This window comes from Mycobacterium sp. URHB0044 (assembly GCF_000620625.1).
GTDB lineage: Bacteria > Actinomycetota > Actinomycetes > Mycobacteriales > Mycobacteriaceae > Mycobacterium.
On sequence record NZ_JIAW01000002.1, the window covers coordinates 494484 to 517891 of the forward strand.

Sequence of the window (23408 nt, forward strand, 5' to 3'; positions counted from 1 at the left end):
CATGGCCTTGCACAACTCATCCGGGCCGGTGTCAGGCCTGGTCACGCGGCAAGCCTTTCCAACCGCCGCACACGGGGGATGATCTCGTCGGCGAATCGCCGCATCTCGGACTCGAACGGCTGGAACTGCAGCATGAACAACTCGATGCCAATGCTGCCGAAGCGCAGAATCCGTTCAGCCACGGTGTCATAGCTGCCGACGAGGCCAGCGGCAGTCCCGCCGTTCGTGCCGACGTGGGGATGCTCGGCGAATGTCTTGAACATCTGGGCCTTCGGGTCGGCATTCGAAATGACCGACTCGGTTTCGGCGACGTCGCGGCTGGCCAACTCGAAGGCGTAGGCGAGTTCGTCGGCTGCCTCGCGGTCGGTTTCGCGGCCGATGACGAACGCGGCAAGGCCAAACCGCACCGGCTTCCCGGTACGGGGTCGCTTGGCCACGTCGGTTACCAACCGTCGCACGTTGTCCTCGGGTTGTCCGTTGATGAACCACACGTCGGCGAAGTCGGAGGCCAGGTTACGAGCCGGATCCGACTCCCCACCCACATAGACTGCAGGCCGGGTGCGGTGTCTGCTTGCGGGCTTGAGTTGGTAGTCGTCGACGTCGAAGTGCTTGCCGTGGAATGTAGTTCGCTGACCGCTGATGAGTGAGTTCACGATGGTGAGCCATTCGCGGCCGTAGGCATACCGGTCATCGTGCTCCAGGAACGGCAGGCCTGCGCGGGCGATCTCGGGCTTGAACCAGGCGTTGACCACGTTGATGCCGAACCGCCCGCCGCTGATCTCTTCGATCTGCAGTGCTTGCTTGGCAAGGACCACGGGGTGATAGAGCGCCGGCTTGATGGCCGTGATGATTTCGATGTTGTTCGTCAGTCCAGCCAATGCCGCACTCGTGGTCCATGCTTCGAGTTGGTCGTACTGATCACCGGATGGATTCACTTCGTGTAGTGCCACCAGGGTGGCATCGAAACCGAGTCGATCCGCCTCGAGGATTTGCTCGCGGGTACGTGCCCACGAAGCGTCGACGGGTTCGAGGGGATGCTGTCGGGCTCCCCAAGTGCCGTACACCAGGGCCCACACACCAAACCGCAATGCCGATGTGGTCATGGTGATCTCCTGAGCACGTAGCCGTTCTAGTCGAGGCGAACGATAGAACGAGGCTCCCGGTCGAACCGATGATTGCGGTCAGGATGATTCTGGACGTACCGGTCGATACACGAAAGTTGTTCTACGACTCGGCGCCGCCGTTTCGAACCGGCGTGAACACAACCCTGTCGATACAGCGGCGGAATCGGACTTAATGTCGGGAGCCGTCAACGCGGGCGGGCTTCCTGTCACAGAACCGAGAGGGGACGATGTCCATCTCCACCGAAGGCCTTACGAAGGTCTACGGGGGCACCAAGGCGTTGGACGACGTGTCGATCTCGGTGGACGAGGGCGACATCCTCGGCGTGGTCGGCAGTAGCGGCGCAGGCAAGAGCACGCTGGTACGCACCATCGCCCTACTGGAGCGCCCCACCAGCGGCCGGGTGCTGCTCGACGGGCAGGACTTGACCCTGCTCTCCGAACGGGAATTGCGCAGTGCGCGACGGCGGCTGGGCAACGTGTTCCAATCCGCGAACCTGCTCGACAACCGGACCGCCCGCGCCAACATCGAATATCCACTCGAGATCGCGGGGTGGGACCGTAAGAGGCGATGGCACCGGACCAATGAACTGCTGGAACTCGTCGGTCTAAAGGGACGCGGGGATGACTACCCTGCGCAGCTGTCCGGAGGTCAAGCCCAACGCATCGGCATCGCAAGAGCACTAGCACCCAAGCCCAGTGTGATTCTTGCCGACGAGCCGACGAGCGCGCTGGACCCCACCACCACGCAGGAAATTCTCGGACTGCTCACTAGCCTGCGGTCAGAGCTCGGCGTGACGATCCTGCTCATCACGCATGATCTCGCGATAGTCCGCCAGATCGCCGATCGCGTTGCGGTGCTCGACGGAGGGCGCGTCGTAGCCGAGGGCACATTGACCGAAGTGGCCGACCACCCACGGTCGGGTCTGCTGCCACCGCTGAGCCAGCCGCCGCGATCCGAAGGCCGCGCGCTGATCGTCGACGCGCATGCCCCCACGGAGTCCTCGTCGGCGTTCATCAGTGCACTGTCGCGTGACCTCAACGCCGACATACGCGTTCTCGACGGCGGAGTGATTCGTCTCGGCCCGCAGTCGATCCAGCAGTTTCAGCTGGCGATCACCGGCCTCGACCATTTGGCGCGGGACCGAGCCGACGACTATTCGAAGTGGTTTGCCAACAACGGCGTTCGAGCCGTCATCCAGACCGGGGGGAGCACCTCGTGAGCGTCCTGAACGGTGTCAAGGCGTGGCTCGATGATTCGCTTCTCCTCAGCACCGACGCCCTGCCGGTCGCGGTCAATCAAACGCTGCAACTGGTGTTCATCCCCTTCGCCTTCGTCGTCGTCTTCGGCATCCCGCTCGGTGTCGTTCTCTACGTCACCGCGCCTAGCGGACTGTCTCCGATCAGATGGCTCAACAGCACGCTCGGCGTGATCGTCAACGTCACCCGTTCGTTGCCATTTCTGGTCCTGGTGATCGCATTGTGGCCGTTGGGCCGCCTGCTGGTGGGGTCGAGCCTGGGCACCGTTGCGGCCATGGTCCCGCTGACCATCGGCACCATCCCATTCGTCGCCCGATTGGTCGAGGCCGCACTACGGGAGGTGGAAGCGGGCAAGATCGACGCAGCCCGCGTCGTTGGCGCCACGCGGTGGCAAATCATCACCAAAACACTTCTGCCCGAGGCGATCAGCGGAATCATCGCAGGCTTGACCATCACCATCATCGCGCTGCTGGGCTTCTCCGCGCTGGCCGGAGTGATCGGCGGGGGAGGACTGGGCGATCTGGCGATTCGATACGGCGCCCGCTCCTACGACGGGCCGGTGCTGTGGTCGACGGTGCTACTTCTGATCGCGCTCGCGCAGATCTTCCAGTTCGTCGGCGACTACTTCACCCGCAAAACAGACCACCGAGCCAACCGCGGAGGAGGTGGCCGTGGACGACAACGACTCCAGCGGCTGTCGGCCTGAGCCGAAATCGCCTACCGCTCACCTTCATGCACCCCTCAGACAAAGAATGGACGAAGATCAATGACCGAGACACCCGACGGCCCACCGAGGCGCAAAGCCCCCATCTACGCGGGGGTCGCCGTCGTCGTCGTGATCGTGATTGCGGTGGCCGGCTTCTTCTGGCTGCGCGGTTCCGACGACAAGCACCACCTCACCGTCGCGGCCACCCAGGTGCCGCACGCCGAGATACTCGAATTCATCAAGAACGGCCAGGCGAAGGACGCCGGACTGGACTTCGACATCAAGGTCTTCGACGACTACTCCCTCGGCAACCGCTGGCTGTCGGAGGGGGACATTGACGCCAACTACTTCCAACACGAGCCGTATCTCGAGGAGCAGGTAAAGGATTTCGGTTACCAGCTCTCCGCATTCCCTGGCGTGCACATCGAGCCGTACGCGGCATTCTCGGCGCGCCACAAGTCGCTGGATCAGCTGCCCGACGGAGCGCGGATCAGCATCACCGATGACGGCTCGAACCAGAGCCGGGCGTTGGCTCTGTTGGCCTCGAAGAACCTCGTCACCCTGCCGACGAGCGGTCCGGTGAACGTCAAGACGGTCGGCAACCCGAAGAACCTGCAGTTCATCGAGGCCGCACCCGATCTGCAGGCGCGCGCGGTTCCCGACGTCGACCTGGCAATCTTGAACGGCAATTACTTCCTCGACGCGGGCTACACCCTCAAGGACGCCTTGATCGTCGAACCGCTCGAGGGTAACCAGTACGCCAACTTCTTGGTGACCAGGACGGACAACCACGACAACCCAGCCATCGTGAAGCTCAACGGGTTCCTGCACAGCGACCAGACCCGGGAGTTCATCGAGAAGAAGTGGCCGGGTGGCGACGTGTCACCGGCCTTCTAGTCTGTGCCGGTACGGCTATCACATGGCGTTCATTCAGTTCAGCGGCGTGACGTACCACGACCCCGCTCAGGTCTATGAGAGTTACGTGCTCTACGCCGCCGCCGACGGCGTCACACGGCTGATCGATCTCGACGGTGTCGTCCGCAACGAGTGGCCGTTTCCTGGCGTCCCCGCCCGGATCATCGACCCAGCGCTGAACGGCGGCCGCATCGGCGACGTCGGGGTTCAGCTCACCCACGTGGAAGACTCGCCCGGCGGCATCTACGGCAACCGCACCATCGGCCAGCTGTCGTGGACGGGAGAAAAGCTGTGGGAGTGGGGGACCGAGGCACCGGGCGGTGCGGCGCGGCAGAACCACGACTGGGAGCTGCTGCCCAACGGCAACCGACTCGTCCTGGTCGCGATCCCGCGCAGCGTGCCGGATCTCGGTCCCCACGTCGTCGGCGACCAGGGAATCTACGAAGTCGCTCCGGATGGGGCGATCGTGTGGGAATGGATGGCCGGTGACCACCTCGCCGAATTCGGATTCTCGGCTGATGGCTTCGACTATCTGCGCGATTCCGTCGCACGCCGGCCAGACGACATCTGGGGGTACCTGGAGATCAACAGCGCCAAGACACTTGGTCCCAATCGGTGGCACCGCGCCGACCCGGCGACGGTCTTTCAGCCGGACAACATCCTGATCAGTGCACGCAAGGCCAACGTCATCGCTCTGATCGACAAGGCGACGGGCCGAATCGTGTGGCGACTCGGCCCGTACTTCGACGCCGAGCCTGGCGCCGAACATCAGCGGATCAACGGCCATGCCTTGCCACGCGCGCTCGATCAGATTTCCGGCCAGCACAATCCGCACTTCATCGCCGATGGGCTCCCAGGCGCCGGCAATCTTCTGGTATTCGACAATCAGGGCGGTGCAGGCTTTCCGCCCGCGCCGCTCGGCATCTACGCGGGATCGCGCGTGTTGGAGATTGATCCGTCGACTGAGCGGATCGTGTGGCAGTACACGGCAGAGGATTCCGGCCGACCACCGTGGACCTTCTTCAGTTCCTTCGTCAGCAACGCTCAACGCCTGCCGAACGGGAACACACTCGTCACCGAAGGCATGCAGGGCCGCATCTTCCAAGTCACTCCGTCGGGACAAGTGGCGTGGGAATATCTCACGCCCTACGAGGATTACGCCGTCGCCGGAGAGCCCGAGGTGAAGGTGCCGACCGTCGAGGGAGTGGACCGCGCCACGCTCACCAGGATGATCTACCGCGCACAGGCCGTGCCCTTCGACTGGGTGCCCGCCGACGTACGATAGCCATGGCCGGGGAGTTTTGTTTACGGCGCACTTAATGCGTACGTAATCGGCTATCAGGTAATAGCTTTCAGTTCGTGTCGCGAGAAGTCCATCTGCTTGCCTTTGGGAATACCAGATCTGCTGGCCCGTGGCGCCATCCCGACATCGACAACAGCACGACGGGCATCCGGCGTCGACTGGTCGACAACGTGCGCATTGCCGAGGCGGGCACCTTCGACGGCGTGTTCTTCGCCGACGGGCTGAACTATGGTCCGCGCGCCACGTGGGCGTACAAGACCACCGAGGACTTCGAACCGCTCACCACCGCGTCCGCACTCTCCTTGGTGACCGAGCGCATCGGTCTGGTGGTCACCGGTTCTGCGACGCTGCAGCATCCGTACCACCTTGCGCGCCAGTTGCTTTCATTGGACCATCTCAGCGGTGGCCGGGCGGGCTGGAATCTGGTCACCAGTTTCGCGCGCGCCGCGGCCGACAACTTCAGTGCCAGGGGCGTGGTCGATCACGACGAGCGCTATCGCGTGGCGGAGGAGGCCATCGAGGTCGTACGGAAGTTGTGGGACTCCTGGGGTGACGACACGATCGTCGAAGACCGAGCTGCTGGAATCTTCAACGACGTCAGCCGAATTCGCGTGCCCAACCACCACGGTCGCTACTTCGACGTCGAGGGGCCGCTTGGCGCGGCCCGATCGGCGCAGGGCAGGCCCGTCATCTTCCAGGCTGGATCCTCGGCGACCGGGAGTGCCTTCGCCGCACGCCACGCCGAGGTCATCTTCACGGGCCAGGGCACCCTCGCAAAGGCGCAGGAGTTCTACCGTCGTATCCACGACGAGGCCCGGCGCCTTGGGCGCAGCGTTCCTCCGCTGATCACCCCATCGCTGCGCTTCATCGTCGGATCCACCGAGGACGAGGTCCGGCGTATCGAGCGCACCGCGTACGAATACTTCAGCCCGGAATACCAGGCAGGCTGGCTGTTGGAGGTCGACGTCGACGTCACGGGGGCAGATCTGGACGGGCCGGTGCCCGAGTCGGCCTTCCCGTCGACCACCGAGACGCATCAGACCGCGCTGGCCGGCTACCGCGCCCTGGCCTTCGACGGTGCGCCGACGGTGCGGGAGTTCCTGTACCGCACCGTCAACGGATGGGGAGCGAGCGTGGTCGGTACCCCCGAGCAGATCGCCGACCAGATCGAGACGTGGTTCGAAGCACGGGCAGCCGACGGATTCGTCCTGCAAGGCCCCGGACTTCCAGGACAATTCGAGGACTTCGTCGAGCAGGTCGTGCCGTTGCTTCGCAAGCGTGGACTGTTTCGGCACGAGTACACGGGCACCACGTTGCGCTCGCATCTCGGACTTGAAGTGCCTTCGCGATGAGTGAGCCGTTCGTCCTCGCAGCGTTCACCATGTCGACGCCGTCCCACGGCAACTTCGGGCTGTGGCGGCATCCGGATGACGAGACGTCCTCCTACACCGACATCCGCTACTGGGTGGAACTGGCCAAACTGCTCGACACCGGCGGTTTCGATGCCCTCTTCATTGCCGACGCGGTCGGACAACTCGACGTGCACGGTGGTGGCGCTGCGGCGGCACTGACCAGGGGAGTGCAGACCCCGGTCACCGACCCTCTGCTGGCGGTGTCGGCAATGGCGGCGGCCACCGAACATCTCGGCTTCGGCATCACGGTGTCGACCACCTACGAGAGCCCCTATCTGCTGGCACGGAAGTTCAGCACACTCGACCACCTCACCGGAGGGCGGATCGGCTGGAACATCGTCACCTCGCTGCTGGACAGCGCGGCGCGCAACATCATCGGGCGCGACCGGCAGATCCCGCACGACGAGCGGTACGCCATGGCGCAGGAGTTCCTCGAGGTGACCTACAAGCTGTGGGAAGGGTCCTGGGAGCCTGGCGCCGTGGTCCGCGACCGGCAGAGCGGCATCTACACCGACGCGTCGAAGGTGCACGCCATCGACCATCAGGGCACCTACTTCACCGTGCCAGGGGCACACCTGGTGGAGCCCTCTCCCCAGCGCACGCCAGTGCTGTTCCAGGCCGGAACTTCGCCCGCCGGACGCGAATTCGCCTCCCGTAACGCCGAACTGGTGTTTGCGAGCGATCCGCGGCCCGACGTCCTACGCGCGAACATCGACGACATCCGGCGGCGTGCCGTGGCACACGGCCGCAAGCCCGGATCGATCAAGTTCCTCACGTCGGTCGAAGTGGTCACCGACAGTACGGATTCCGCCGCCCGGGCCAAGGCCGACGACTTGGCGAAGTACCACGACCTGGACGCCGGACTGGTGTTGTTGTCGGCGCTGTCCGGCGTCGACTGGTCGGAGTACGGGGTAGATCGCCCGATCGAGCAGTTCGACACCGACGCCAGCCGGTCCATCCTGGCCGCCGTGACCGACTCCGATGCGCGGCACCGGATCACCTTGCGCGACTACGTCGGCGGCCTAGGCGGTTTCGGTGGGCAGCTGTTCGTCGGGTCTGCGCGCACCGTCGCCGACGAGTTGGAGGCCTACGCCGAACGAAGCGGTGTCGACGGGTTCAATATCACCTACCACATCACGCCGGGAAGCTTCGCCGACGTCGCCGAATTCCTGATCCCCGAGCTTCGCCGCCGCGGGCGCGCCCGCGAAGCCGGTAACCCGGGCAGTCTGCGGCAGCGACTGTTCGGCACCGAGTCCGCGCTGCTGCCGGACGACCATCCTGGCGCGGCCTTCCGGCCGGCAAAAGAATCGTGTCGATTCGATAGCTGACGCCGACAGCGTTCTTCCGGCAGTGTGGCAGCCACATCAACATATCGTAAACACCTGTGCCCCAACTGATTCAGCGGCGCACAGCGTAGAAAGGCGGCATCATGTCGGCACCGACTCGCGTGGAACTGGGCGGTCGCGCCCTATCCTCGGCTGAGGGGCATGGGCTGGAACGCGACGCGTTGGGATTCTGGGGCGTGTTCGCGCAGGGACTCGCGGCGGCCGCCCCCAGCGTCGCGGTGGCATCCGTGCCGTTCTCCCTCTTCCTGGCCGCCGGCAAGGGCGCGGCGTGGGCGGTCCTGGTCGGCCTGGCCATCACCGTCCTGATCGCGGCGACCATCAGCTTCCAAGCCAAGCGCACCGTGTCGTCGGGCTCGCTGGGCACCTACACCGGAAACGGGCTCGGCCCGGGCTTCGCCTACGCCGCGGGTTTCAGCCTGCTCGTGGGCTACATCGGGTTCGCCACCACCGGCACGCTGGGCGGGGTGGTCTACCTCGACTCGTTCCTAGAGGCGATCGGATTGGGCTCGCAGGCAACGTGGTTCCGGCTGTTGCTGGTGATAGTCATCGTCGGCGTCGCGACCTACCTGCCGTTCCGTGGTGTCTCGCTGGCCGCCAAGTACGAACTCGTCTTCGAACTCATCGCCGTCGCATCGATCCTGGTGATCATCGTCGCGGCCTACATCGGCTACGGCTTGCGGGTCGATTGGGAGCAGTGGAGCCCGGCCCACCTCGGCACCAGCGCGACCTACATCGCCGCAGTCTCCGCCGTCGGCGCCTACGCCGGCTTCGAAAGCGTCGCGTCACTGGGCGCGGAAGCCAAAGACGCACACCGCAACATCGCGCGATCACTGCTGCGGGTCGTGCTGCTGCTCGGCGTCCTCTACTTCGTCGCCACCTATCCACAGATCCTGTTCTTCGGCACCATCGACGGTGACAAGGCCATCCTGCCGCAGCTCGCCGAATCGACCGGCGTGTCCTGGGTCAACTACGTCGTCAGTGGTGCCGTGGCGGTCGCGTTCATCGTGTTCGTCACCGCCGTCACCACCGCGGCGGCGCGGTCGCTGTTCACCTTCGCCCACGAGGGCGCACTCCCGGCGGTGCTGACCAAGGTGCACCCCAAGTACAAGACCCCGTGGGTCGGCATCGCGTTCATCGGCGTGCTGGCGTTCCTCTTCTCGGTCGTCGCGACGCTCAGCTCGGCGGGCCGCGTGGTCTTCGAGGTGTACGGCGGGTACGTCGCCAACTGGGGGTTCCTGACGAGCTATCTGCTGGTGGTCATCGCCACCCCGATCTGGCTGTACAAGATCAAGGCACTGACCCCGCTGCGCCTGATCGTCTCGACGGCCGCCACACTGGTGCTCGGCTACGTGATCTTCAGCAACTTCTACCCGGTGCCCGAATTCCCGTTCAACATCCTGCCGTTGATCTTCGGTGGCATCCTGTTGGCCGGTCTGGCCTGGTACTGGTACCTCAAGCGAACCAAACCCGAGATCGCCAGGCGCATCGGCACCATCCAGACGTTGTCGGAGGCCGAGCAGCAACGGCTGGTCGACGAGGGCATCCTCGACGAGCTGGATCACCGGGCGCCGGCTGGCGAGGACGACCCGGAGGCACGGCCCGAGAAGGAGCCGGTCGCACCATGACACTGGCACCGGAGCGCGTCACCGGCAGCTGGTCTGTCGAGTCCGCCACGACCCATGACCACCCGCTGATCGCCGACTTCCTGGCGACCACCGGCGGTCTGGCGGGGCGCAAGTTCGCCGCCGATTCCCGTGATGTCGCCGAACATCTCGACGGGGCCTATCCCGGCGGGGTGACCGTCCTACGCGATGGACGCGTCCGTGGATACGCGGTGCTGTACGAACCCCACGGCCTGCAACCAGAGATCTTGGCGGACTTCGTCTTCGATCCAACCGCACCGGCACACCTGGTCGAGGACGTCGTCGCAGACACGGTCGCCCGATTCCGCCGGGAAGCGGCATCTCTCCCGGATGCCTTCCTGCGGACGTTCATTGGAACCGCTCAGCAGCCCGCGATCGACGTGCTGATCCGGCATGGTGCGCGTCAGGAGGGGCAGTTCATCCGCACCCGCAAGCCACTGGACGGCGAGGATGCCGATGCCCTCGACGCAGAGGCGATCGACGGCCTCACCCTGCTGGCGTGGCCCGAGGTCGTCAGCCGAGGACTCCTGGAGCAGGTACGTCAGCTGCAGTTCGACACCTTCCTCGAGCACTTCGGCAACATGTCCAAGACTCCGGAGGCGTGGCAGCATCACATCGAGAGTCGCGCGTTCACACCGGATTTCAGCATCGCCGTGGTTACCGAAGACGACCAGGTGGTGGGCTACGTGCTCGGCTCCACCTACACCGCGGGGGTGTCGCCCGGGGAGGAACGCAGCGCCCACACCGACTACATCGGCGTACGGCGTGACCAACGCAAGCGGGGAATCGGCGAGTTCCTGCTGAAGAAGATCTGGTTGACCGCACTACGGCGCGGGTTCACCGTGGCATCACTTGGCACCGACATCCACAATCGCAGCAACGCGCATCTGCTCTACGAACGGCTGGGTTACGTCGCCGTCGAGCATCAGTTCGCGTACCGCATCGACTCGAATGGGACCGGGCAATGACGACGTATCTGACGAATTCCACCGCCGACCTCGACGACCTGAGGGCTCAGTTCCGGCCCGCCTTCGACAAGATCGCCGAGGCCAACCTGGAACGGGAGCGGGCCCGGACCTTCCCGCACGAACAGGTGCGACTGCTCAACGAGGCCGGTTTCGGCACCCTGCGAATCCCGGTGCAGCGCGGAGGTTTCGGCGCCTCGCTGCAACAAACGTTCCTGCTGCTAGCCGATCTGGGCGAGGCGGACGCCAACGTCTCGCACATCTGGCGCAACCACCTGGCGTTCGTCGAGGACCGGCTCAACGCGCCGGTGTCCGACACCAACGGCGTCTGGATCGACCGGTTCCTCGGCGGGGAGTTCGTCGGTGGCGGATGGACCGAAGCCAACAACGTCACGCTGGCCAACCTCGTCAGCACCGTGACGGCCGACGGCGACCAGTTCCGGGTGACCGGCACGAAGTTCTACGCCACCGGCAGCCTGTACGCCGATTGGCTCGACGTGCTGGGCCGCGCCGACGACGGTGAGTTGCTGACCGCGCTGGTGCGGGCCGACGATCCGGGCGTCACGCTGGTGGACGACTGGGACGGCTTCGGTCAGCGCACCACCGGGAGCGGCACGGCCCGCTACGAGCGGGCCCGCGCACGGCGCGGTGACGTGTTCCCGGCGGCGGATCGCTTTGCCTACCAAGGTCACTTCTACCAGACCGCGATGCTGTCGGTGCTCACCGGAATCACGCGTGCCGCGCTGCGCGACGGTTCTGCCGCCTTGGTCGGCCGCAAGCGCAACTACCCGCAGGGACTGACCGCGGTGCCGTCGGACGACGCGCAGCTACTGGCGGTCATCGGGGAGGTCTCCGCGGACGCGTTCGGTGCGGAAGCGGCGCTGTCACAGGCCGGTGCGGCACTGGACCGGATCGTCGCGGGCCGGGTGGCCGGCGACGAGGAGAACGCCAAACGGCGCCTGATCGCCGCCGAGGTGGCGGTAACCCAGGCACAGCTGGTCATCATCGCGGCCGCATTACACGCCACGACAACCGTTTTCGACGCGTTGGGCGCCTCCGGGGTGTCCGAACAGCGCGGGCTGGATCGGCATTGGCGCAACGCCCGCACCCTGGCGTCGCACAACCCCCGCGTCTACAAGGCGCGGATCCTCGGTGACTGGCTCATCAACGGCAAGGATCCGGTGTCCAACCTGGCGGCGCTCGGCCGGGGCGGGCAGGGCAACTAATGGGGCACGATCTCGTAGGGTGACCCACGTGAGCGAGCAGGATCGGATCCGCTGGGATGACGCGTACGCGAGCCGCGAACCAGCGCTCGCGCCCGAACTGCCCGCCGTCTTCGCCCCATACGAAACGGAGTTCCCGCACGAGGGAACGGCGCTGGACATCGCGTGTGGATCGGGTTCGGCAGCCGTCTGGTTGGCACTGCGGGGTCTCGACGTCCACGGCGTCGACGTATCCGGGGTGGCGATCGAACGGGCCCGCACCCTGGCACACGACGCAGGGGTAGCGCAGCGGTGCCGCTTCGACACCATGGACCTCGACGACGGGTTGCCGCCCGGCCCTGTGGTGGACGTGGTGCTCTGCCACAGGTTCCGCGACCGGCGGCTGGACCGCGCGATCATCGACCGGCTGGCACCCGGCGGGCTGCTGGCCATCAGCGCGCTCAGCGAAGTCGGCGGTGTGCCAGGGCCGTTCCGGGCCGTCGCTGGTGAGCTTCCCGCGGCGTTCGCCGCACTCGATCCGATTGCCGCGGGCGAGGGCGACGGGCAGGCGTGGCTGCTCGCCAGGAGATAGGGGCTACGTCGGGGCGTTGGCCGGCTGGAACACGCCGGTGCTGTCGGCCTCCTCCTCGGCACGGATGACGTGCACCACGGCGTTGATGAGCGCCAGGTGGGTGAACGCCTGCGGGAAGTTGCCGAGGTGCCGGCCGGTGCGCGGCTCGATCTCCTCGGCGTACAGATGCAGCGGGCTGGCGAACGACAGCAGCCGCTCGCACAGGTGCTTGGCTCTGCTGATCTCGCCGATCTCGACGAGTGCGGACACCAGCCAGAACGAGCAGATGGTGAAGGTGCCCTCCTCGCCGGACAATCCGTCGTCGGTCTCCTCGACCCGGTAGCGCAGCACCAGCCCGTCCTCGGTGAGCTCGTCGGCGATGGCCAACACCGTCGCCCGAACCCGCGGATCGTCGGACGGCAGGAACCGCACCAGGGGAACGAGCAGCAGGGAGGCGTCCAGCGCGTCGTCGCCGTAGCGCTGGGTCAGCGCGCCGCGGTGGTCGACGCCGTGAGCCAGGATGTCGGCCTTGATCTCCTCGGCGATCGCGCGCCACTGCTGTGCGTAGCTCTTCTCACCTTGCAGCTCAGCCAGTTTCGAGCCGCGGTCGAGCGCCACCCAACACATCACCTTGCTCGAGGTGAAGTGCTGCGGCTCGCCGCGCACCTCCCAGATGCCGCGGTCGGGCTCCTTCCAGTGCTTGACGGCCTCTTCGACCTGATTCTTGAGCACCGGCCACAACATCTCGGGGATCTGCTCGCGCGATTTGGCGTGCAGATAGACCGAGTCGAGCATGGTGCCCCAGATGTCGTGCTGCATCTGGTCGAACGCGCCGTTGCCGATGCGGACCGGACGGGAGTTGTCGTAGCCGGAGAGGTGGTTCAACTCCTCCTCCACCAGGCTGCGCTCACCGCCGACGCCGTACATCACCTGAAGTGGGTGGCGCTCACCGTTGTTGGCGCCCGACACGTCGGCGATGAACGCGAAGAAGTCGTCGGCCTCACGATCCAGGCCCAACGTGTACAGACCCCACAACGCGAACGTCGAATCACGCACCCACGCGTACCGGTAATCCCAGTTGCGCTCGCCCTGAGGCGTTTCCGGCAGCGACGTGGTGCTCGCCGCCAGCAGGGCGCCGGTCGGCGAGTAGGTCAACCCCTTGAGAGTCAACGCGCTGCGCTGCAGATACGACCGCCACGGGTGGTCGGGGAAGTCGCCGATGTTGATCCACTGCCGCCACGCCTCGCTGGTCTTCCACATCTTCTCGGAGGCCTCGTCGAAGGTCTGCGGCGCCGGGTGCTTGGACCAGCTCAGCGCGACGAACACGTTGTCGCCCTCGTTGAGCCGGGTCCGGGCCCGCGCTTCATGGCCCTCGAGGCCGATCCGCAAGTTCGTGGTCAACCGAAGCGTCGGATGCGCCTCCGGGTGCTTGCCCGCCCTCGCGATGGCCTCGCCGTACGCCGCTGCCGAGTACTCCCAGGTGGCGGCCTCGCGGTGGTAGTCGAACGCCGGTTCGCAGCTCATCACCAGCTCCACCACGCCGCTGACGCAGCGCACCGTGCGCAACAGGATGTGCTCGGCATCCCAGTCCATCGGCGTGCGGCGGTGCGTCCGCGACCGGGTGTCGATGTCGTGCCACGGACCCATCACCAGCGCGTCACGCACGATCAGCCACCCGGTGTGGGTTTGCCACGTCGTCTCCAGGATGAGGCTGCCGGGCAGGTAGCGCCGGGCCGCGGGCACGGTCACCCCGTACGGTCCGAGCCGGAAGTGCCCCGCCCCGCGGTCCAGGATCGCCCCGAACACGCTGGGGGAGTCCGGCCGCGGTACGCACATCCATTCCACCGAGCCGGCCGACGAGACCAGGCAGCTGTTCTCGCAGTCCGAAAGGAACGCGTAGTCCGCGATCGGGGGGAACGGATTCCGCAGTGCGCCGCCCGGCGCATACGGCACGGGGGCGGTCACCGTGTAGGGCGCCTCGGGTACGCCGTTGGCCTCACCGTTTTCGTCGGCGTGCTCGGTGTGCTGCAGAACCATGTCGCACATCATCGACTGCGCAGGTACTCGCCGTCTACTCGTGAGGTCGTGCGGGGTCAGCGCCGCGCGTAGGCGGGGGCGTGCTCGGGCAGTGGACCGATCGCCACGCCGTACGCCACGAGCGCGCGGAGCACGGGAATTCGGCCGGCAATGCGTATCCCACGCGGTGCGGTTCCGACGCCACCTTCGGCGTCCAGCGCGACCGCGATGGCCCGGTCCTGGACGAGCCGCTGCACCCGCTGGATGAGGGCTGCAGGCAACCACCGCCGGGCCTGCACCCGCGCGAGATCCCTCGTGGTCACCGACCCTCGGCGCAGTGGCTCGGCGAGAATCCGGCCCGCGGCGACGGCGTCGGCCACGGCCAGGTTGATCCCGACGCCGCCGATCGGCGACATTGCGTGCGCTGCGTCACCGATCAGCAACAGGCCGTCGGTGTACCAGCGGCGCAGCCGATTCAGTTGCACGTCAAGCAATTTGACGTCATCGAAGGCGATGACCGTGTCCATCCTGTCGGCGAGCCACGGCGCCAGCTCGGTGACCTGACGACGCAACGACTCGATGCCCTCGGCCCGCATCGCTGCGTCCGCGCCCTTGCGGATCAGATAGGCGACCTGGAAGTAGTCGCCCCTGTCGATCAGGGCGCAGCCGTGCCCGGACTGGAAGATGCCGTTCAACCCGGCCGGATCGCCGTCGTGGCGGGGCACCCGGAACCACCACACGTCCATCGGGGCGCCGAAGTTCCGTGGCGTCAGGCCCGACGCCGCGCGCAGCGTCGACGCGCGGCCGTCGCAGGCCACGACCAGGTCGGCGCGCATCTCGTGTACGGCGCCGTCGGCGGCGCGGTACCGCACGCCGGTCACACGCTCGCCGGATCTACTTCCCGGGTCGCTTCGCTCCTGCCCGCCGGATCCCCGGACCGCACCCAACACCTCGGTACTGCGCATCAGCCGGAAGTTCGGCTCCACTTGGGCGGCGCCGGCGAGCATCTCCAGAAAGTCCCACTGCGGCACCAGCGCGATGTGCTTGTGCGGGCCGGGCAGTCGGGTCAGATCTATCCGCAACGTGGTGTCCTGAACGGTCGCGGTGACCCCATCGATCATGCGGTGCGGAACGGTCGCGAAGGCGTCGCCGAGACCCAGTTCGTCCAGCAGCCGCAGCGTGCTGGCATGCACGGTGTCACCGCGGAAGTCGCGCAGGAAGTCGGCGTGCTTCTCCATCACCGTGACGTCGATGCCCGCCCTGGCGAGTAGAAGGCCCAGCATCATGCCCGCGGGTCCACCACCGACAACCAGGCACGTCGTCGCATTTCGAGCTGCCTCGTCGGGGATCGCCACGGCGTTGATCGTAGGGTGGACCGAGTGAGCGGCATCCTCAATTGGTGGGACGGCGTCGAACTGTGGCTCTCCGGGCTCGGGTTCGTCGCCCAGACCGCAGTGGTGATGCCGGTGGTGCTGCTGTTGGCCTACGGCACCGCGGTGCTGCTGGACGGGGCACTGGGCAACGGCATCCAGCTGTTGAAGGGCAGGCGCACCGACGAGGACGAATCATGACCGGCATGCCTCGGTCCCGCGTCACGTTGGTGCTGGTCATCCTGGTGATCCTGGTGATCACGTTGTGGCTCTTCACCCGTTGATCAATGAGCGCTGGCACCCCCGGTCGCTCCGCCCCTGCCCGCCGAGCGAACTCTGTTAGGCTTCGCGCCATGCACGCAGCGTCCGGCACTACGGGAAGCCACATCTTGGCTCTCATTGCCGTGGGTACCTGCGCTGTTGCAGACGTCCACTGTTGTCGCTGACTCCAACCCGTCCCCGGTTTGGTGTCGGCTGTCGCTGTCCTTGCGTTCACGCTGATCCATCGCCTTGCCGTCGTGACGGGATTCCCGTTCAAATGCCCGCAAGGAAAGGTCACCATGCCCCACTCACAGTCCAACCGGATCAAAACCTGGATGTCCGTCGGCGCCCTCGGCATCACCGCGACGCTGCTCGCCGCCTGTGGTGGTGGATCCAGCGACGTCGCAGGTGACACCGGCGGCCCGAAGGCCGACACCACGCTGACCCTCGTCGCGTACGCCGTGCCCGAGCCGGGCTGGAGCAAGATCATCCCGGCGTTCGCAGCCACCCCCGAGGGCAAGGGCGTCGCGGTCACGACGTCGTACGGCGCATCGGGGGACCAGTCCCGTGGTGTGGTCGACGGCAAGCCCGCCGACATCGTCAACTTCTCCGTCGAACCCGACGTCACCCGACTCGTCAAGGCCGACAAGGTGGCGAAGGACTGGAACGCCGACGCCACCAAGGGCATCCCGTTCGGATCGGTGGTTTCCCTGGTCGTGCGCAAGGGCAACCCGAAGAACATCAAGGACTGGGACGATCTGCTTCAGCCCGGGGTCGAGGTCGTCACCCCGAGCCCGTTGAGCTCCGGCTCGGCCAAGTGGAACCTGTTGGCGCCGTACGCCGCGAAGAGCAACGGCGGCAAGGACTCCCAGGCGGGCCTGGACTTCGTCAACAAGCTGGTGACCGAACACGTCAAGACGCGCCCCGGCTCAGGCCGGGAGGCCACCGACGTGTTCCTGCAGGGCACGGGCGACGTGTTGATCAGCTACGAGAACGAGGCGATCAACATCGAGCGGCAGGGCAAGGACGTCGAGCACATCAACCCGCCGCAGACCTTCAAGATCGAGAACCCGGTCGCGGTCGTCACCAGCAGCACCCACCTCGAGCAGGCCAACGCGCTGAAGAACTTCCTCTACACCCCCGAGGGTCAGAAGATCTGGGCGCAGGCCGGATTCCGTCCCGTCGATCCCGCGGTGGCGGCCGACTTCACCGCGGACTTCCCGGCGCCGCAGAAGTTGTGGACCATCGCCGACTTGGGCGGATGGAGTGACGTCGATCCTGCGTTGTTCGACAAGGAAAACGGTTCCATCACGAAGATCTACAAGCAGGCCACCGGATGACAACGATCGTCGAGCCAAAACCCGAGGCCACCGGAAGCGGTGGCTCGGGCGGGCCGGGCGGCCTGTTGACCCGACGATTCGGCACTACCTCGCTGCGCGTCGGTGCGGCATCCATCTGGCTGTCGGTCATCGTGTTGCTGCCCCTTGCGGCGATCGTGTGGCAGGCCGCCGGGGGCGGCTGGGATGCCTTCGTTCGGGAGGTGACCTCCAACGCCGCCGTCGAGTCGTTCAAGGTCACCGTGACCGTGTCCGTCGGCGTCACCGCGGTCAACCTGGTGTTCGGCCTGCTGGTGGCGTGGGTGCTCACGCGGGACGACTTCCCGGGCAAGCGGCTGGTCGACGCCGTCATCGACCTGCCGTTCGCGCTTCCGACCATCGTGGCCAGCCTGGTGATGTTGGCGCTCTACGGTCCCAACAGTCCGGTCGACCTGCACCTGCAGCACACCAAGTGGGGCATCGGTGTCGCGTTGCTCTTCGTCACGCTGCCGTTCGTGGTGCGTTCGGTGCAACCGGTCCTGCTGGAACTCGACCGGGACGTCGAGGAGGCGGCGGCGTCGCTTGGCGCGAACACCTTCACCATCCTGACCAAGATCATCCTGCCCGCGCTGCTGCCGTCGCTGCTGTCCGGCGCCGGCCTGGCCTTCTCCCGGGCGATCGGGGAGTTCGGCTCCGTCGTGCTGATCGGCGGTGCCGTGCCCGGCGAGACGGAAGTGTCCTCGCAGTGGATCCGGACGCTGATCGAGAACGACGATCGCACCGGTGCGGCCGCGATTTCGATTGTGCTGCTTGTCGTTTCATTCGTCGTGCTGTTCATCCTGCGGGCCATTGGCTCCCGAGCAGCCAAGCGTGAGGAACTGGCGCAATGACCCTCTCGCCCCCGGTGCGCTATCTGGTGCGGTTCCTCGCGCTGGCCTACGTGACGATCCTGGTGATCGTGCCGGTGGGGCTCATCCTGTGGCGCACGTTCCAACCCGGCGTCGGCGCCTTCTTCGCGTCCATCAGCACACCCGCCGCGGTGTCGGCACTGCAACTGTCGCTGTTGGTGGTTGCCATCGTGGTGCCGCTCAACGTGTTGTTCGGGGTGCCCACCGCGCTGGTGCTGGCCCGCAATAGGTTCCGCGGCAAGAGTGCGCTGCAAGCGGTGATCGACCTGCCCTTCGCGGTGTCTCCCGTGGTCGTCGGCGTGGCCCTCATCCTGTTGTGGGGTTCGGCTGGCGCGCTCGGATTCGTGGAGAACAACCTCGGATTCAAGATCATCTTCGGCCTGCCCGGCATCGTGCTGGCCAGCATCTTCGTCACCGTCCCGTTCGTGATCCGGGAGGTCGAACCGGTTCTGCACGAGCTGGGAACCGACCAGGAGGAGGCGGCGGCCACGCTGGGCTCCCAGTGGTGGCAGACCTTCTGGAAGATCACTCTGCCTTCCATCCGGTGGGGGCTGACCTACGGAATCGTGCTCACAGTCGCCAGGACACTCGGCGAGTTCGGTGCGGTGATCATGGTGTCGTCCAACCTGCCGGGCACCTCCCAGACATTGACGTTGCTGGTGGCCGATCGCTACAGCCGCGGAGCCGAGTACGGCGCGTACGCGGTATCGACTCTGCTGATGACCGTGGCCGTGTTCGTGCTGGTCGTACAGGTAATCCTCGACGCCCGGCGTGCCCGGGCTGCAAAATAGGCTTCGACAGGGAGACGCTTCCATGACCACCAACGCGATCACGGTGCGTGGCGCCAACAAGCGCTACGGCGACTTCGTGGCGCTGGACAACATCGACTTCGACGTCCCCGAGGGGTCACTGACCGCCCTGCTCGGTCCCAGCGGTTCTGGCAAGTCGACGCTGCTGCGCGCCATCGCCGGGCTCGATCAGCCGGACAGCGGCGTCATCACCATCAAGGGCGAGGACGTGACCCGGGTTCCGCCGCAGCGCAGGGGCATCGGCTTCGTGTTCCAGCATTACGCGGCGTTCAAGCACCTCACGGTCCGTGACAACGTCGCCTTCGGGCCGAAGATCCGCAAGCTGCCCAAGGCCGAGATCAAGGAGAAGGTCGACAGCCTCCTCGAGATCGTCGGGCTGGCCGGCTTCCAGACCCGGTATCCGAATCAGCTGTCCGGCGGTCAGCGTCAACGCATGGCCCTGGCTCGCGCGCTTGCCGTCGATCCGCAGGTGCTGCTGCTCGACGAACCGTTCGGCGCGCTCGACGCCAAGGTCCGCGAGGATCTTCGCGCCTGGCTGCGTCGTCTGCACGACGAGGTGCACGTGACTACGGTGCTCGTCACGCACGATCAGGCCGAGGCCCTCGACGTGGCCGACCGCATCGCAGTGCTCAACAAGGGCCGCATCGAGCAGATCGGTTCGCCCACCGAGGTGTACGACAGCCCCGCCAATGCGTTCGTCATGTCGTTCCTCGGCGCGGTGTCGTCGTTGAACGGCACGTTGGTGCGGCCGCACGACATTCGAGTGGGCCGCAATCCCGACATGGCGATCGCACAGACCGACGGCAGCGTGTCGTCGACGGGCGTCATCCGGGCCACGATCGACCGAATCGTGGTGCTGGGCTTCGAAGTTCGCGTCGAGCTCACCGCGTCGGCCAACAACGGGCCGTTCACCGCGCAGATCACCCGGGGCGACGCCGAGGCGCTGGGTCTGCAGGAGGGCGACACCGTTTACGTGCGCGCCACCCGGGTTCCGCCGATTCCCGGCGGCGCCGAATTGCCGACCACTGACGAGGCTGACGTCCTGAGCAAGGCGTAGGGGCTAGGCCGCCTGCGACATCTCCAGCGCGCGGTCGAACCGGTCCAGGACCGTCTGGGCGACCAGGCTGTGCGGGCCGAGCGGCTGCGCCATCACTAAGCCCTCTGCTTGGGCGACGCGTTCGACCCGGTCGGTGATCCGGCCATGAGCCAAAAACCACGGCGCCACGACGATGCGTGTGGCGCCGCGGCGACGCAGCCGTTGCGCGGCCACCGCCACCGTCGGGCGTGGACCCGTCGCAAACGCGGCAACGGCTCCGGCCCAACGGGTTTCGCGGGCCAACGTCGTGGCGACGGTCGCCGTTTCGGCATTCGCGGCAGGGCGCGACGAGCCGACCGCCACCACCAGCACGCCGACGGATTCGTCGTCGGCGGACACCCCGGCCTCGGCCAGTCGTTGCCGCATCACCGCGAGCAACCGGTCGTCCTCGCCGAGCACGTCGGCCTGCCGGACGCGACGACCCGAATCCTCGATGATGGCCGGGATGTCGACGTGGGCGTGATACGCGCTGGCCAGCAACAGCGGTGTGACGACGGCATCGTCGTCCACGTCCGCGAGCACGTCACGCAGGTTGGGCGAGGTCTGCTCGCAGAACGCCGAGCGGACGTCGAGGCCCGGTCGCAACCGGCGGATCCGGTCGGCGACGGCGAAGGTCGTCTGCGCCGCACGCGGGTCGGCGGACCCGTGCGCGGTGAGGACGAGCGTGGTCACATCGGCCTCACGACGCGTGCAGCCCGCACTCCGTCTTCGCCAGACCCTGCCAACGGCCGCTGCGCGGGTCGGCACCCTCGATGGGCTTGGCCGTGCATGGAGCGCAACCGATCGACGGATAGCCCTCGTAGACAAGGGGATTGACCAGGACGCCGTGGGTGTCGACGTAATTCTGCATGTCGTCATCCGACCAGGCGGCAAGCGGATTGATCTTCACCAAGCCAAATGCCTTGTCCCAGCTGATCAACGGGGCGTTGGCGCGCGTCGGCGCCTCGACCCGCCGGATGCCGGTCACCCAGGCGGAGTAGCCGCGCAGCGCCCTGCCCAGCGGCTCGACCTTGCGCATCCGGCAGCACTCGTTCGGCTCGCGGGCGAACAGATCCTTGCCGAACAGCTCGTCCTGCTTGGCCACGGAGTTCTCCGCCGTGACGTTGACGATGTTCACGTCGTAGACGGCCTCGACGGCGTCACGGGTGCCGATGGTCTCGACGAAGTGGTAGCCGGTGTCCAGGAACAGCACGTCCACGCCGGGGCGCACCTTGGCGGCCAGGTCCACCAGCACCGCGTCCTGCATGTTCGATGCGACTACGTACTTGCCGCCGAAGTGCTCGTCGGTCCAGGCCAGCAGCTCCTCGGCGCTGGCGCCGTCCAGCTCCGCCGCGCCACGCTCGGCCAACTCGATCAGATCAGACTCCGTCGTCAAACCGTTCACCTCTTCCATCCGCTCTTCGCGCAAGCGCTCATCGAAGATCCGCCTCGTCCGCTCGCAATGCCCACGTAGCGAAACGCTCGTCCTGCTCTCGTTGTTTCACGAAGTTGCGAACCACTCGCTCGATGTAGTCGCCGAGCTCGCTGGAAACCACCTTGTGCTGGCGCAACTTGCGGCCGAATCCGCTGTCCAGGCCCAGGCTGCCGCCCAAGTGGACCTGAAAACCCTCGACCGGTCCGTCACCGTCGTCGACCATTTGGCCCTTGAAGCCGATGTCGGCGACCTGGATGCGCGCGCACGAGTTCGGGCAGCCGTTGATGTTGACCGTGACCGGAACGTCGAGCTGGGCGTTGATGTCCTCGAGCCGCTTCTCCAGCTCCGGCACCAGCACCTGGGCCCGCTTGCGCGTCTCCGCGAACGACAGCTTGCAGAATTCGATGCCCGTGCAGGCCATCAGGTTGCGCCGCCAGTGCGACGGCTGCGCCGGCAGGCCGAGAGCGTCCAGCCCCGCCTTGAGCTCGTCGAGCTTGTCGTCGGGCACGTCGAGGATGATCAGCTTCTGATACGGCGTGAAGCGGATGCGGTCGGAGCCCGCTGCCTCGGCCAGGTCGGCCACCTTGGACAGGATGGTGCCGGACACCCGGCCCGCGATCGGCGCGACGCCGACGGCGTTGAGGCCGTTCTTGAGCCGCTGCACGCCGACGTGGTCGATCGGGCGGGTGACCGGCTCTGGCGCTGGACCGTCGATCATGGCGCGCTTGAGGTACTCGGTCTCGAGAACTTCCCTGAACTTCTCGACGCCCCAGTCCTTGATCAGGAACTTCAGCCGCGCCTTGGCCCGCAGCCTGCGGTAGCCGTAGTCCCGGAAAACGCTGACCACGCCCTCCCAGACTTCTGGCACCTCGTCGAGCGGCACCCACGCGCCGACCCGCTGGCCCAGCATCGGGTTCGTGGACAGGCCGCCGCCGACCCACAGGTCGAAGCCCGGCCCGTGCTCGGGGTGCTCGACGCCGATGAACGCCACGTCGTTGACCTCGTGCACCACGTCCTGCAGACCCGAGATGGCGGTCTTGAACTTCCGGGGCAGGTTGGAGTACTCCGGCTTGCCGATGTACCGGCGCACGATCTCGTCGATCGCCGGGGTGCCGTCGATCACCTCGTCGAGCGACTCACCTGCTAGCGGTGAGCCGAGCACCACGCGCGGGCAGTCGCCGCACGCCTCGGTGGTCTGCAGGCCGACGGCGTCGAGCCGATTCCAGATCTCCGGCATGTCCTCGACCCGGATCCAGTGGTACTGGACGTTCTCGCGGTCGGAGATGTCTGCGGTGTCGCGGGCGAACTCGGTGGAGATGCCGCCGAGCGTGCGCAGCGCTGCTGCGGACAACGAGCCGCCGTCGCACCGCACCCGAAGCATGAAGAACGAGTCTTCGAGCATGTCGGTGTTCTCGTCACCGGTCCAGGTGCCGTCGTAGCCCTCTTTGCGCTGGGTGTAGAGCCCCCACCAGCGGAAACGGCCGCGCAGGTCGCCCTTGTCGATGCTGTCGAAGCCACCAGGTGCGTAGATGTTTTCGATGCGGGCCCGCACGTTCAGCGGGTTGTCGTCCTTCTTGGACTGCTCGTTGGCGTTGAGCGGCTCGCGGTAGCCGAGCGCCCACTGGCCCTCGCCACGTGGTCGCTTGGCAGGCTTGGCCTTGCTTGCAGGCGGGGTTTCGGCCTGAGTCATTGATTTGGCCCCTTCATGGGAGGAGCCGGCCTAGGAATCGCGCTTGATCACCGGTGGCTGTCCGGCGGCGCAGATCCGGCGGCC

At 66.4% G+C, this 23408-nt stretch carries 22 protein-coding genes; 16 read left to right on the plus strand and 6 right to left on the minus strand.

Annotated elements, in window-relative coordinates; all coding sequences use genetic code 11:
- Nucleotides 1–41: 41 nt before the first annotated feature.
- Nucleotides 42–1103: an LLM class flavin-dependent oxidoreductase gene (locus tag N536_RS0106480; protein ID WP_029112871.1), complete on the minus strand. Its 1062-nt coding sequence runs from the start codon at nucleotides 1101–1103 to the stop codon at nucleotides 42–44.
- A gap of 248 nt (nucleotides 1104–1351) precedes the next feature.
- Between N536_RS0106480 and N536_RS0106490 the strand changes: the two genes are divergently transcribed.
- From N536_RS0106490 to N536_RS0106535, 10 genes are all read left to right on the plus strand, one after another.
- Nucleotides 1352–2344 carry a methionine ABC transporter ATP-binding protein gene (locus tag N536_RS0106490; protein ID WP_029112872.1) on the plus strand — a complete coding sequence of 331 codons (993 nt, stop codon included), beginning with the start codon at nucleotides 1352–1354 and terminating at the stop codon, nucleotides 2342–2344.
- Between the two features lie 5 nt (nucleotides 2345–2349).
- Nucleotides 2350–3087, plus strand: a complete 738-nt coding sequence (locus N536_RS0106495; protein ID WP_029112873.1) for a methionine ABC transporter permease — start codon at nucleotides 2350–2352, stop codon at nucleotides 3085–3087.
- Nucleotides 3088–3147: 60 nt separating this feature from the next.
- Nucleotides 3148–3984 (plus strand): MetQ/NlpA family ABC transporter substrate-binding protein, encoded by an 837-nt coding sequence (locus N536_RS0106500; protein ID WP_029112874.1) that lies wholly within the window; start codon nucleotides 3148–3150, stop codon nucleotides 3982–3984.
- Between the two features lie 22 nt (nucleotides 3985–4006).
- Nucleotides 4007–5287: an aryl-sulfate sulfotransferase gene (locus N536_RS37595; protein WP_036435574.1), complete on the plus strand. Its 1281-nt coding sequence runs from the start codon at nucleotides 4007–4009 to the stop codon at nucleotides 5285–5287.
- Nucleotides 5288–5361: 74 nt separating this feature from the next.
- The gene (locus tag N536_RS0106510; RefSeq protein WP_029112875.1) at nucleotides 5362–6657 is read left to right on the plus strand and encodes an NtaA/DmoA family FMN-dependent monooxygenase; all 1296 of its coding nucleotides are present in this window, start codon (nucleotides 5362–5364) and stop codon (nucleotides 6655–6657) included.
- The gene (locus N536_RS0106515; protein ID WP_029112876.1) at nucleotides 6654–8045 is read left to right on the plus strand and encodes an LLM class flavin-dependent oxidoreductase; all 1392 of its coding nucleotides are present in this window, start codon (nucleotides 6654–6656) and stop codon (nucleotides 8043–8045) included. Before N536_RS0106510 ends, N536_RS0106515 begins: the two co-directional genes overlap by 4 nt.
- A 101-nt stretch (nucleotides 8046–8146) precedes the next feature.
- Nucleotides 8147–9688 carry an APC family permease gene (locus N536_RS0106520; RefSeq protein WP_029112877.1) on the plus strand — a complete coding sequence of 514 codons (1542 nt, stop codon included), beginning with the start codon at nucleotides 8147–8149 and terminating at the stop codon, nucleotides 9686–9688.
- Nucleotides 9685–10674 carry a GNAT family N-acetyltransferase gene (locus tag N536_RS0106525; RefSeq protein WP_029112878.1) on the plus strand — a complete coding sequence of 330 codons (990 nt, stop codon included), beginning with the start codon at nucleotides 9685–9687 and terminating at the stop codon, nucleotides 10672–10674. The genes N536_RS0106520 and N536_RS0106525 overlap by 4 nt, the downstream gene beginning before the upstream one ends.
- Entirely contained in the window at nucleotides 10671–11897 is a 1227-nt protein-coding gene (locus N536_RS0106530) for an acyl-CoA dehydrogenase family protein (RefSeq protein ID WP_029112879.1), read from the plus strand. The genes N536_RS0106525 and N536_RS0106530 overlap by 4 nt, the downstream gene beginning before the upstream one ends.
- Before the next feature lie 28 nt (nucleotides 11898–11925).
- A complete protein-coding gene (locus N536_RS0106535) occupies nucleotides 11926–12465 on the plus strand; it encodes a bifunctional 2-polyprenyl-6-hydroxyphenol methylase/3-demethylubiquinol 3-O-methyltransferase UbiG (RefSeq protein ID WP_029112880.1) in 540 nt (179 codons plus the stop codon).
- A gap of 3 nt (nucleotides 12466–12468) precedes the next feature.
- Here the strand turns inward: N536_RS0106535 and N536_RS0106540 are convergent, their stop codons facing one another.
- Together N536_RS0106540 and N536_RS0106545 are read right to left on the minus strand one after the other, a co-directional pair.
- On the minus strand, nucleotides 12469–14481 hold the full coding sequence (locus tag N536_RS0106540) for a glycoside hydrolase family 15 protein (protein ID WP_029112881.1): 2013 nt from the start codon (nucleotides 14479–14481) through the stop codon (nucleotides 12469–12471).
- Between the two features lie 56 nt (nucleotides 14482–14537).
- On the minus strand, nucleotides 14538–15809 hold the full coding sequence (locus N536_RS0106545) for an FAD-dependent oxidoreductase (RefSeq protein WP_029112882.1): 1272 nt from the start codon (nucleotides 15807–15809) through the stop codon (nucleotides 14538–14540).
- Nucleotides 15810–15839: 30 nt separating this feature from the next.
- On the opposite strand from N536_RS0106545, the gene N536_RS0106550 reads away from it, so the two are divergent.
- From N536_RS0106550 to N536_RS0106575, 6 genes are all read left to right on the plus strand, one after another.
- Nucleotides 15840–16031, plus strand: coding sequence for a hypothetical protein (locus N536_RS0106550; protein ID WP_029112883.1), 192 nt, complete (start codon nucleotides 15840–15842; stop codon nucleotides 16029–16031).
- Between the two features lie 152 nt (nucleotides 16032–16183).
- Nucleotides 16184–16276 carry an Ms4533A family Cys-rich leader peptide gene (locus N536_RS43475; protein ID WP_369798387.1) on the plus strand — a complete coding sequence of 31 codons (93 nt, stop codon included), beginning with the start codon at nucleotides 16184–16186 and terminating at the stop codon, nucleotides 16274–16276.
- A 150-nt stretch (nucleotides 16277–16426) separates the two neighbouring features.
- Nucleotides 16427–17431: a sulfate ABC transporter substrate-binding protein gene (locus tag N536_RS0106560; RefSeq protein ID WP_036435677.1), complete on the plus strand. Its 1005-nt coding sequence runs from the start codon at nucleotides 16427–16429 to the stop codon at nucleotides 17429–17431.
- Nucleotides 17428–18297: a sulfate ABC transporter permease subunit CysT gene (cysT, locus tag N536_RS0106565; RefSeq protein WP_029112885.1), complete on the plus strand. Its 870-nt coding sequence runs from the start codon at nucleotides 17428–17430 to the stop codon at nucleotides 18295–18297. The genes N536_RS0106560 and cysT overlap by 4 nt, the downstream gene beginning before the upstream one ends.
- Nucleotides 18294–19106: a sulfate ABC transporter permease subunit CysW gene (gene cysW / locus N536_RS0106570; protein ID WP_029112886.1), complete on the plus strand. Its 813-nt coding sequence runs from the start codon at nucleotides 18294–18296 to the stop codon at nucleotides 19104–19106. The genes cysT and cysW overlap by 4 nt, the downstream gene beginning before the upstream one ends.
- Nucleotides 19107–19128: 22 nt before the next feature.
- A complete protein-coding gene (locus N536_RS0106575) occupies nucleotides 19129–20181 on the plus strand; it encodes a sulfate/molybdate ABC transporter ATP-binding protein (RefSeq protein WP_029112887.1) in 1053 nt (350 codons plus the stop codon).
- 3 nt (nucleotides 20182–20184) lie between these two features.
- Here N536_RS0106575 and N536_RS0106580 read toward each other — a convergent pair whose 3' ends face one another.
- The 3 genes from N536_RS0106580 to N536_RS0106590 are packed head-to-tail and all read right to left on the minus strand — an operon-like array spanning nucleotide 20185 to nucleotide 23324.
- Nucleotides 20185–20892: a sirohydrochlorin chelatase gene (locus N536_RS0106580; protein WP_029112888.1), complete on the minus strand. Its 708-nt coding sequence runs from the start codon at nucleotides 20890–20892 to the stop codon at nucleotides 20185–20187.
- A gap of 7 nt (nucleotides 20893–20899) precedes the next feature.
- On the minus strand, nucleotides 20900–21613 hold the full coding sequence (locus tag N536_RS0106585) for a phosphoadenylyl-sulfate reductase (protein WP_036435576.1): 714 nt from the start codon (nucleotides 21611–21613) through the stop codon (nucleotides 20900–20902).
- A gap of 19 nt (nucleotides 21614–21632) precedes the next feature.
- Nucleotides 21633–23324 (minus strand): nitrite/sulfite reductase, encoded by a 1692-nt coding sequence (locus N536_RS0106590; protein ID WP_029112890.1) that lies wholly within the window; start codon nucleotides 23322–23324, stop codon nucleotides 21633–21635.
- Nucleotides 23325–23408: the final 84 nt, after the last annotated feature.

Excerpts from the sequence above, each read along its gene's own strand:
- N536_RS0106480 (WP_029112871.1), bottom strand. The coding sequence starts at position 1,103 with ATGACCACATCGGCATTGCGGTTTGGTGTGTGGGCCCTGGTGTACGGC.
- N536_RS0106490 (WP_029112872.1), top strand. The coding sequence starts at position 1,352 with ATGTCCATCTCCACCGAAGGCCTTACGAAGGTCTACGGGGGCACCAAG.
- N536_RS0106500 (WP_029112874.1), top strand. The coding sequence starts at position 3,148 with ATGACCGAGACACCCGACGGCCCACCGAGGCGCAAAGCCCCCATCTAC.
- N536_RS37595 (WP_036435574.1), top strand. The coding sequence starts at position 4,007 with ATGGCGTTCATTCAGTTCAGCGGCGTGACGTACCACGACCCCGCTCAG.
- N536_RS0106515 (WP_029112876.1), top strand. The coding sequence starts at position 6,654 with ATGAGTGAGCCGTTCGTCCTCGCAGCGTTCACCATGTCGACGCCGTCC.
- N536_RS0106520 (WP_029112877.1), top strand. The coding sequence starts at position 8,147 with ATGTCGGCACCGACTCGCGTGGAACTGGGCGGTCGCGCCCTATCCTCG.
- N536_RS0106525 (WP_029112878.1), top strand. The coding sequence starts at position 9,685 with ATGACACTGGCACCGGAGCGCGTCACCGGCAGCTGGTCTGTCGAGTCC.
- N536_RS0106530 (WP_029112879.1), top strand. The coding sequence starts at position 10,671 with ATGACGACGTATCTGACGAATTCCACCGCCGACCTCGACGACCTGAGG.
- N536_RS0106540 (WP_029112881.1), bottom strand. The coding sequence starts at position 14,481 with ATGGTTCTGCAGCACACCGAGCACGCCGACGAAAACGGTGAGGCCAAC.
- N536_RS43475 (WP_369798387.1), top strand. The coding sequence starts at position 16,184 with ATGCACGCAGCGTCCGGCACTACGGGAAGCCACATCTTGGCTCTCATT.
- N536_RS0106560 (WP_036435677.1), top strand. The coding sequence starts at position 16,427 with ATGTCCGTCGGCGCCCTCGGCATCACCGCGACGCTGCTCGCCGCCTGT.
- cysT (WP_029112885.1), top strand. The coding sequence starts at position 17,428 with ATGACAACGATCGTCGAGCCAAAACCCGAGGCCACCGGAAGCGGTGGC.
- cysW (WP_029112886.1), top strand. The coding sequence starts at position 18,294 with ATGACCCTCTCGCCCCCGGTGCGCTATCTGGTGCGGTTCCTCGCGCTG.
- N536_RS0106575 (WP_029112887.1), top strand. The coding sequence starts at position 19,129 with ATGACCACCAACGCGATCACGGTGCGTGGCGCCAACAAGCGCTACGGC.
- N536_RS0106585 (WP_036435576.1), bottom strand. The coding sequence starts at position 21,613 with ATGGAAGAGGTGAACGGTTTGACGACGGAGTCTGATCTGATCGAGTTG.
- N536_RS0106590 (WP_029112890.1), bottom strand. The coding sequence starts at position 23,324 with ATGACTCAGGCCGAAACCCCGCCTGCAAGCAAGGCCAAGCCTGCCAAG.